The following is a 9,117-nucleotide window of genomic DNA, read 5'->3' as shown; positions in this document are numbered from 1 at the left end:
TGTAGACCACGACACAGAACGAGAGCGTGAAGCCGCCGACGATGATGAGCGCCTGGGTCGGCAGCGCGGCGTGGCTCGCGAGCGGCGTGAGCGCCACGGCCGGCACGCAGGCCAGCGCGGAGATCGGGATGACCCGCGCCTCGCCGATCCAGCGGGCGAACCGGTCGGCGGTCACGGCGCCCAGCAGGCCGCCGATCGCGGAGGCGGACATCGCGGTGCCGAACGCGGCCGTGCTCAGCCCGAGGGTCCGCAGCGCGTAGATCACGAAGACGGCGTTGGTGATCGCGCTGCCGAAGTTCGAGAGCCCGGTGCACGCGACGATCCGGCGAAGCAGCGGCTGGTGCACGACGAACCGCATGCCCTCGGCGATCTCGGTGCGCAGCGGGCGACGCGACTCGGGGGAGGGCGGCTCCTCGCGGTGCTTGATCCGCGCGACGGCGACGGCGGAGACGAGGTAGGTCACGACGTTGACGGCGATGAGCGCGGGCGCGGTGACCACGCGCAGCAGCGCGCCGCCGATCGCGGGCGCGGCGACCTGCGCGACGGACTGCGTGGCCTGCAGCTTCGAGTTGCCCTCGACGATGTGCTCGAGGCCGACCAGCCCTGGCACGTAGCTCTGGTGGGCGACGTCGAAGAACACCGAGGCAGCGCTGATGATCAGGCCCGCGACGATGAGCAACGGCATCGTGGCGTGGTCGGTGAACGCCGCGACCACGACGACGGACAGCACGGCCGCGCGCACCAGGTCGGAGAAGATCAGGACGTTGCGCTTGCGCATCCGGTCGACCCACGCACCCGCGGGGAGCCCGATGACGAGGAACGCCGCGGTCTCGGCCGCCGTGAGCGCGCCCATCTGCCACTCGGTCGCGTCGAGGTGCTTGACCGCGAACACGGGCAGTGCGAGGTAGGTCAGCTGCGCGCCGAGCTGGCCCAGGGCGTCGCCGGTCCACAGCCGGCGGAAGTCGGGGTGGTGGACCAGGGAGCGGCGTGCGTCGTTCACGGGCACAGCGTGCGGCAGTGATTGGGGAAAGTCAATCACTTACCGCCGTGCCATTGAGTTTTCTCAATCGGTCGGCGACGATGAGCCCGTGAGCGCTGCCGAGATCCCCGACGACCCCGACGCCGACGCCCGCGCGCTCGCGTCCACGGTCCGCATCCGGATCCTGCGCCTCTGCCTCGACGAGCCGCTGACCAACCGCGAGATCGCCGCACGCCTGGGCCGCAACCCCGCGAGCGTGCTGCACCACGTGCGCACGCTCGTCGACCGCGGCTTCCTCGCCGCCGAGCCCGCGCGGCGCGGTGCGCGCGGCTCGCGGGAGGTGCCTTACCGGGCGACCCGGCGGTCCTGGCGGACGCCCGGCATGGCCGGCCAGACGCGCGTGCTCATCGACGCGTTCCTCCAGGAGGTCGCGCTGCTGCCGGACCCGGACGCGATGATGAGCGTCCGGCTCGGCCTACGTCTCGACGCGGCCGCGCACGACGAGCTCAGGCAGCGGCTCAACGATCTCTTCCAGGAGTACGCGTCACGCACCCCGGACCCCGACGGCCAGCCCTACTCGATCTTCCTGGCCCTGCACGAGGACCTGAGCCGCACGCCGACGACGGTCAGCGACCGGTCGGCGTGAGCCCCAACGCCATCCCCGCCAACCCGCGCTTGCGGGCCGTGAGGGAGCGGGCGACCGTGACCAGAGCCTGCGCCGCGGGCGACTCGGGGTCCGTCAGCACGACGGGCGTGCCGGCGTCACCGGCCTCGCGCAGCCGGACGTCCAGCGGGACCTGACCCAGCACGGGCACGTCGGTGCCGGTCAGCGCGGTGAGGCTCGTCGCGACGCGCTCTCCGCCCCCCTCGCCGAACAGGTGCAGCCGCGAGCCGTCGGGCTGCTCGAGCCAGGCCATGTTCTCCACGACGCCGACCACGTGCTGGCGCGTCTGCACCGCGACGGAGCCGGCGCGCTCGGCCACCTCGGCGGCGGCGAGCTGCGGGGTCGTGACGACGACGATCTGCGAGCCGGGCAGCAGCTGCGCGACCGAGATCGCGATGTCACCCGTCCCGGGCGGCAGGTCGAGGAGGAGCACGTCGAGGTCGCCCCAGAAGACGTCCGCGAGGAACTGCTGCAGGGCGCGGTGCAGCATCGGGCCGCGCCACACCACGGGCTGACCCGGCGGCACGAACATGCCGATCGAGACGACCTTCACGCCGTGCTCGATGGGCGGCAGGAGCATGTCGTCGACCCGCGTCGGCTGGCGCGTGACGCCCAGCATGCGGGGGATGGAGAAGCCGTAGATGTCGGCGTCGACGATGCCGACCCGCAGCCCGTCGGCGGCCATCGCCACGGCGAGGTTGGCCGTGACCGACGACTTGCCGACCCCGCCCTTGCCCGACGCGATCGCGAACACCTTGGTGAGCGAGCCGGGCTGCGCGAACGGGATCGTCGGCTCGGCGTCGGTGCCGCGCAGCAGGGTGCGCAGCGCGCCGCGCTGCTCGGCGCTCATCACGCCCATCACCACGTGTGCGTCGGTCACGCCAGGGACGCCGACCGCCGCGGCGGTGACGTCGCGCGTGAGCGTCTCCTTGAGCGGGCAGCCGGGTGTGGTCAGGTCGATGCCGACGACCGCGACGCCCGCGTCGACCTCGACCGAGCGCACCATCCCGAGCTCGGTGATCGGACGGCGGATCTCCGGGTCGAGGACGCCGTCCAGCGCGGTGCGGACGGCGGCGACGAGGGCGTCGGGGGACAGCTCAGGCATGGGGCCCATCGTAGGTTGCGCGTGCAGGTGTCCCGTGGGCCGTCCGGCTCAGGTGCCGCGCTCGGTGCCCTCGTCGCGCTCCTCGCGGTCGTCGCGCATCTCCTCGAGCAGGTTGCGCAGCTCGGACCGCACGAAGTCGCGGGTCGCCACCTCGGACAGCGCGATGCGCAGGGCGGCGACCTCGCGGGCCAGGAACTCGGTGTCGGCGAGGTTGCGCTCGGAGCGCTGCCGGTCCTGCTCGAACTGCACGCGGTCGCGGTCGGTCTGCCGGTTCTGCGCGAGCAGGATCAGCGGCGCGGCGTACGAGGCCTGCAGGGAGAGCATGAGGGTCAGGGCGGTGAACCCCTGGCTGGCCTTGTCGAACCGCAGGTCCACAGGGCCCCAGGAGTTCCACACGATCCAGGCGATGCAGAAGACCGTCAGCCAGATGATGAACGTGGGCGTGCCGAGGAACCGCGCGATCGACTCGGAGAGGCGCCCGGCGGCGTCCTCCTCGCGGCGCGGGCGGGGGATGATCGTGCGCCGCGTCGAGCGCGGCTGGTCGAGGCGGTCAGCCACGGCGCACCCCCGCATCGGCGTCGTCGTTCTCGTCGTCGGCCTCGCGCCAGTCCTCGGGCAGCAGGTGGTCGAGGACGTCGTCGACCGACACCGCGCCCAGCAGGCGCTTCTCGGCGTCCACGACGGGTAGCGCGAGCAGGTTGTACGTCGCCAGGCGGCGCGTGACCGTCATGAGCGGGGCGTCGACGACGATCGGCTCGATGTCGGTGTCGACGTAGGAGCCGATCGACTCGTGGGGCGGCTCGCGCAGCATGCGCTGCAGGTGGACGACGCCGATGAATCGACCCGTGGGCGTCTCCAGCGGGGGACGCGTGACGAACACCATCGACGCGAGCGCGGGCGTCAGGTCCTGGCGCCGCACGTGAGCCAGCGCCGCGGCGATCGATGTCTCCGGCCCGAGGATCACGGGCTCGGTGGTCATCAGACCGCCCGCGGTGTTGTCCTCGTACGCGAGCAGGCGGCGCACGTCCTTGGCCTCGTCGGGCTCCATGAGCTCGAGCAGCTCGGCGGCCTGGTCGTCGGGCAGCTCGCCCAGCAGGTCGGCGGCGTCGTCGGGCTCCATGGCCTCGAGCACGTCGGCGGCGCGGCCGAGGGCCAGACCCTGCAGGATCGCGACCTGGTCGTCCTCCGGCAGCTCCTCGAGCACGTCGGCGAGGCGGTCGTTGTCGAGCGCGCTGGCGACCTCGAGGCGGCGCGTGCTGCCCAGGTCGTGCAGCACGTCGGCGAGGTCGGCGGGCTTGAGGTCCTCGTACTGCGCGAGCAGCAGCTCGGCGCCCTGCGCGGCGGTGCCGCCGGAGAGACCCGTCACGTCACCGACCTCGACGAGCGTGGTCTCGCCGCGGCGGCGCAGCAGGCCGCGGTGCCCGGGCGTGTGCCGCCGGACGAACAGCTTGGTGGCGAGCCAGTCGCCGGTGCGCTGCAGCTCGATCGCGACGTCCTCGACGGTCGCGCTGCCCGAGCCGTCGACGAACTCGACGGTGCGGTCCAGCAGCTCGCCGACTGCCATCGTCTCGAAGGCCCGCTGCTCGAACCGGCGCATGTTGACCAGACCGGTCGAGATGACCTGGCCCGCGTCGATCGCGGTGACACGCGTCAGGGGCAGGAACACCCGGCGCTTGCCGGGGACCTCGACGACGAGTCCGACGGCTCGCGGCGCGCCCTTGGGCCGGATCAGCACGACGACGTCGCGCACCCGCCCGACCTGGTCACCCAAGGGGTCGAAGACGGTCGTCCCGGCAAGGCGCGCGACGAACACCCTGGTCCCGACGCTGCTCACGATGGTCAGAGTAGACGCATGCGCGACCATCGGCGTGCAGGACGGAGCGCCCTGGCGCGCGGTCCGCGTCGCGGGGAGGATCGGGGGATGTCGTTCAACCGCCCCGCCCGCATCCCCCGCACGCCGACGCTGCCGCAGGGCGAGACGGTCGCGACCTACGGCACCTACCTCGAGGCGCAGCGCGCGGTCGAGGTGCTCGCCGAGAAGCAGTTCCCGGTGCCGCTGCTCACGATCGTCGGCGCGGACCTGCGGATGGTCGAGCGCGTCACCGGGAAGCTGTCCTACCCGCGCGTGGCGTCGGGTGGCTTCGCGACGGGGGCGTGGTTCGGGCTGTTCGTCGGCCTCGTGCTCTCGTTGTTCGCGAGCGGCGACGGGCCGAACCCGTTCCTGCCGTCGATCGTCATCGGCGGCGCGTTCGGGTTGCTGTTCTCGGTGCTCATGTACGCGTTCACGCGCGGCCGGCGGGACTTCACGTCGCAGAGCCAGATCGTGGCCTCGTCGTACGCGGTGCTGTGCGCGTCCGAGAAGGCGCACCAGGCGCGGCACCTGCTGCAGGAGGTCGGCGGCGTGGCCTCGGGCTGGCCGACGACTCCGCCCGTCGTGCCGACGCAGCCCGCGCCGGACCTCAGGCCGGCGCCGGAGGGCGGCGTGCCGGGACAGGGTGGCGCACCGGGTCCGGAGGCTCCGGGCGGCCACGAGACGCCGACGCAGCCGCCTGCGCCGCCGCAGTCCTGAGCCGGCGGGCGCGTCGGCTCAACCGGCGCGGCCACGGCAGGCCGTCGATCTCGCGCAGCCTGCTGCGCCCTTGCTCGATGACCGGCGCGTGGGGGAACGCGCTCGTCGAGATGATGATCGTGGCCGCGCGTGAGTGCAGCAGCGCGAGGGGTGCGGGGTCCATGTCGACCTCCTGCTCCGGGGCCCTGGTGGCCCGTTCGCAGGGGTGACGGTCGACGACCCCGCGCCTCGACCTACTGGAGCAGGTCGGCCATCCACGCCTCGATCGCGTCGGGTTCGCGCGGCAGCGCGGCCGAGAGGTTGACGTTGCCGTCCGCCGTGATGAGGACGTCGTCCTCGATCCGCACGCCGATGCCGCGGTACTCGGCGGGCACGACCAGGTCGTCGGACTTGAAGTAGAGGCCGGGCTCGATCGTGAAGACCATGCCGGGCTCGAGCACGGCGTCGAGGTAGTGCTCGGAGCGGGCCAGCGCGCAGTCGTGCACGTCGATGCCCAGGTGGTGGCTCGTGCCGTGCACCATCCAGCGGCGGTGGTGCTGCTTCTCCGGGTCCAGCGCCTCCTCCGCCGTAACGGGCAGCAGGCCCCAGTCCGCGAGGCGGTGCGCGATGACCTCCATCGCGGCGGCGTGGATGTCGCGGAACCGGGCGCCCGGCACCGCGACGGCGAACGCGGCGTCGGCGGCGTCGAGCACCGCCTGGTAGACGCGGCGCTGGACCTCGGTGAACGTGCCGTCGACCGGCAGCGTGCGTGTGACGTCGGCCGTGTAGAGCGAGTCGACCTCGACACCGGCGTCGATGAGCACGAGCTCGCCCGCGCGCACGGGGCCGTCGTTGTCGATCCAGTGCAGCGTCGTGGCGTGCTCGCCGGCGGCCGCGATCGTCTCGTAGCCGACCGCGTTGCCCTCCTGCCGGGCGTGCCCGACGAACGTGCCCTCGATGACCCGCTCGCCGCGCTCGTGCTCCTGCGCGACGGGCAGCCGGGAGACGATCTTGACGAAGCCCTCGATCGTCACGTCGACCGCGAGCTGCATCTGCTCGATCTCGTACGCGTCCTTGATCAGGCGCAGCTCGGACAGCGCCTCGGCGAGCTTCTCGTCGCGCGCGCCCGCGGCCTCGGCGGCGCGGATCTCCTCGACTACCGCCTCGACGGTCTCGTCGGCGCCGGGGACCACGAGCACCTGCACGCCGTCCGGGCCCACGTCCTTGGCGAGGGCGTCGCGCAGGTCGTCGATGTGGCGGGTGGTGATGCCGGTGGTCGTCTCGAGGTCCTCCAGCGTGGGGCGCGCGCCCACCCAGAACTCGCCGTAGCGGGAGTCGGAGAAGAACTCGTCGGTGTCCCGGCCGGCCAGGGGGCGGACGTAGAGCACGGCGTGGTGGCCGCTGCCGTCGTCGCCCGCGCCGTCCTCGACGGGGTGCAGCACGAGGACCGCGTCGGGCTCCTGCTCGACGCCCAGGCCCGTGAGGTGCGCGAACGCGGAGTGCGGGCGGAAGCGGTAGTCGGTGTCGTTGGACCGGACCTTGAACGTGCCGGCGGGGACGACGAGCCGCTCGCCGGAGAACTGGCCCGACAGCGCGCTGCGACGCGAGGCGGTGTGGTCGGCCGCGGGGCTCCGGGTGGCGCTCGACGCGGGCCGCTCGCCCCAGCCCGACGTGATCCACGCGACGAACTCCGGCGACCCCGGGCGCTGCGCCCGGTTGGACCCGCGATCAGCCAGCGGCTGGGCGTCGGGCTCGGCGGGGCTGGTCTCGGGCGTCACGTCCTGGCTCATGCCCCCATCTTCCCACCGCCCCACCCACACCCAACCCGCGCCCCCACCGGGCGCCCACCGCGTGGCGCCGCCGCCCCGCCGCCGCGGCGTGATCTCGCCGAGCGCGGGTGCTGCGGACCGGGGGCAGGTGGCGCGCAGCCCGCGCTCGCGCCGTAGGACCCGCGCTCGGGGTGCGGGCTCGTGCGGGGCGGGCGGGGATGATGCGGCGGGCCGGGTGCGGACGATGGGGCGGGCGGGCCAGGGCGGGGTGGGGGCGAGGACAGGCCGGCGGCGGCGAGAGGCGGGCGGCGGGCCGATAGCGTGGGTCGGTGCGCATCGATCTGCATACCCACTCCACCGCGTCCGACGGCATGGGGTCGCCGACGCAGGTCGTCGAGGAGGCGGCCGCGGCGGGGCTGGACGTCGTCGCGCTGACCGACCACGACACGACGGCGGGCTGGGACGAGGCGACCGCGGCGGCGCGCGCGAACGGCATCGCCCTCGTGCGGGGGACCGAGGTCTCCGGGCGCTCGCGCGGCATCTCGGTGCACCTGCTCAGCTACCTGCAGGACCCCACGCACCCGGCGCTGGTCGCCGAGCTGGACCGCACGCGCGACGCGCGCCTGCACCGCGCGCAGCAGATCGTCGAGCTGCTGGCCCGCGACCACCCGATCACGTGGCAGGACGTCCTCGACGAGTCGCGGGACGCGGTCGTCGTCGGGCGCCCGCACATCGCGGACGCCCTCGTCGCTCGCGGGATCGTGCCCAGTCGCGACGTCGCGTTCGTCGACCTGCTGCGCGCCGACGGGCGCTACCACGTGCCCCACTACGCGCCCGACGCGCCCGACGCCGTCGCCGCGATCCGGGCGGCCGGCGGGGTGCCGGTGTTCGCCCACCCCGGGGCCGACGCGCGCGGCCGGATCGTGCCCGATGCCGTGTTCGACCAGCTCGCCGAGGCCGGCCTCGGCGGTATCGAGGTGTTCCACCGGGACCACTCCGAGCGTCAGCGCGAGCGGCTCGCGGGGATCGCGCAGCGGCTGGGGCTGCTCATGACGGGCTCGTCGGACTACCACGGGTCCGGGAAGGCCAACCGGCTGGGGGAGAATCTCACCGAGCCGCACGTGCTGGCGGCGATCGAGGAGCAAGGAAAGAGCGAGGTGATCCGAGGGTGAGCGACGTGCTGGACCCGCGGTTGTTCGGGTCCGTCTTCATCACGTTGTTCGTGATCATGGACCCGCCCGGAACCGTCCCCATCTTCCTGGGGCTCACGAGCGCGATGACGCGCAAGCAGCGCAACCGGGCCGCGCGGCAGGCGATCCTCGTCGCCTTCGGCGTGATCGTGTCGTTCGCGATCTTCGGTCAGCAGCTGCTCAACTACCTGCACATCTCGCTCGCCGCGCTCCAGGCGTCCGGCGGCTTGCTGCTGCTCGTGATCGCGATGGAGCTGCTGACGGGCAAGATGGAGGAGCCGCAGCCGTCGGGCAACTCGAAGGTCAACGTCGCGCTCGTGCCGCTGGGCACCCCGTTGCTCGCCGGCCCCGGTGCGATCGTCGCGACCATGGTGTTCGTCCAGCAGTCCGACGGCACCGCCGCGGACTGGGTGGCCATCGCGCTCGGCGTCCTGGCCGTGCACATCTGCCTCTACCTGTCGATGCGCTTCGCCAACGTGATCCACCGCGTGCTGAAGGACTCCGGCACGATCCTGGTCACCCGGATCGCCGGCCTGCTGCTCGCCGCGATCGCGGTCCAGCTCATCGCCGACGCGGTCACGGCTTTCGTCCAGGCCGCCTGACGCCCGCCGTCGCCGGCCCGCCGAGAACGACCTTCGGGCTCGAGGACGACCGTCCCGAACCGACGCTCTCGCCCCGGAGGGTCGTTCTCGTCGGCTGACAGCGGGCGTGCTGGTGCCGGGCGCTCGGCTCGCCGCCCCGAGAGACGCCGCGGGAGTGGGCAGGGGTGCACGAAGGGGCGCCCGCGTGGTGCGGGCGCCCCTTCGTCGTGCGGTGGTTACTCGGCGGCCGACTGGGCCGGCGCGCAGCCCTCGGTCGGGCG

9 protein-coding genes are annotated in these 9,117 nt (G+C 73.3%); 4 read left to right on the top strand and 5 right to left on the bottom strand.

Features of this window, described 5'->3' with window-relative positions; genetic code table 11:
- On the bottom strand, positions 1–1,000 hold a 1,000-nt coding region (locus D1825_RS02230), incomplete at its 3' end, for an MFS transporter (RefSeq protein WP_233549569.1).
- 88 nt (positions 1,001–1,088) lie between these two features.
- Between D1825_RS02230 and D1825_RS02225 the strand changes: the two genes are divergently transcribed.
- Positions 1,089–1,625: an ArsR/SmtB family transcription factor gene (locus tag D1825_RS02225; protein WP_118765861.1), complete on the top strand. Its 537-nt coding sequence runs from the start codon at positions 1,089–1,091 to the stop codon at positions 1,623–1,625.
- On the opposite strand, the gene D1825_RS02220 is transcribed toward D1825_RS02225, so the two are convergent.
- Genes D1825_RS02220 through D1825_RS02210 form a run of 3 tightly spaced genes read right to left on the bottom strand, consistent with a single transcriptional unit; the run spans position 1,606 to position 4,582 of the window.
- Positions 1,606–2,748, bottom strand: coding sequence for an Mrp/NBP35 family ATP-binding protein (locus D1825_RS02220; RefSeq protein WP_233549568.1), 1,143 nt, complete (start codon positions 2,746–2,748; stop codon positions 1,606–1,608). The genes D1825_RS02225 and D1825_RS02220 overlap by 20 nt on opposite strands.
- Before the next feature lie 48 nt (positions 2,749–2,796).
- Complete coding sequence (locus D1825_RS02215; RefSeq protein ID WP_118765862.1) at positions 2,797–3,306, bottom strand: DUF1003 domain-containing protein; 510 nt, start codon at positions 3,304–3,306, stop codon at positions 2,797–2,799.
- Positions 3,299–4,582: a magnesium transporter MgtE N-terminal domain-containing protein gene (locus tag D1825_RS02210; RefSeq protein WP_118765859.1), complete on the bottom strand. Its 1,284-nt coding sequence runs from the start codon at positions 4,580–4,582 to the stop codon at positions 3,299–3,301. Before D1825_RS02210 ends, D1825_RS02215 begins: the two co-directional genes overlap by 8 nt.
- 87 nt (positions 4,583–4,669) lie before the next feature.
- Between D1825_RS02210 and D1825_RS02205 the strand changes: the two genes are divergently transcribed.
- Positions 4,670–5,317: a general stress protein gene (locus tag D1825_RS02205; protein ID WP_233549567.1), complete on the top strand. Its 648-nt coding sequence runs from the start codon at positions 4,670–4,672 to the stop codon at positions 5,315–5,317.
- A gap of 233 nt (positions 5,318–5,550) precedes the next feature.
- On the opposite strand, the gene D1825_RS02200 is transcribed toward D1825_RS02205, so the two are convergent.
- Positions 5,551–7,086, bottom strand: a complete 1,536-nt coding sequence (locus D1825_RS02200; RefSeq protein ID WP_118765858.1) for an aminopeptidase P family protein — start codon at positions 7,084–7,086, stop codon at positions 5,551–5,553.
- Between the two features lie 308 nt (positions 7,087–7,394).
- Here D1825_RS02200 and D1825_RS02190 point away from each other — a divergent pair, with 308 nt between their 5' ends.
- On the top strand, positions 7,395–8,237 hold the full coding sequence (locus D1825_RS02190; protein ID WP_118765857.1) for a PHP domain-containing protein: 843 nt from the start codon (positions 7,395–7,397) through the stop codon (positions 8,235–8,237).
- Positions 8,234–8,857 carry a MarC family protein gene (locus D1825_RS02185; protein WP_118765856.1) on the top strand — a complete coding sequence of 208 codons (624 nt, stop codon included), beginning with the start codon at positions 8,234–8,236 and terminating at the stop codon, positions 8,855–8,857. The genes D1825_RS02190 and D1825_RS02185 overlap by 4 nt, the downstream gene beginning before the upstream one ends.
- The last annotated feature ends 260 nt before the right edge of the window (positions 8,858–9,117 follow it).

The organism is Cellulomonas rhizosphaerae (assembly GCF_003470205.1).
Lineage (GTDB): Bacteria > Actinomycetota > Actinomycetes > Actinomycetales > Cellulomonadaceae > Cellulomonas > Cellulomonas rhizosphaerae.
Note: the sequence above shows the minus strand (reverse complement) of the source record. Positions and strands in the feature narration are given on the sequence as shown.

What these genes read in the sequence shown, in the direction of transcription:
- D1825_RS02220 (WP_233549568.1), bottom strand. Translation starts at nt 2,748, where the DNA reads ATGCCTGAGCTGTCCCCCGACGCCCTCGTCGCCGCCGTCCGCACCGCG.
- D1825_RS02205 (WP_233549567.1), top strand. Translation starts at nt 4,670, where the DNA reads ATGTCGTTCAACCGCCCCGCCCGCATCCCCCGCACGCCGACGCTGCCG.
- D1825_RS02200 (WP_118765858.1), bottom strand. Translation starts at nt 7,086, where the DNA reads ATGAGCCAGGACGTGACGCCCGAGACCAGCCCCGCCGAGCCCGACGCC.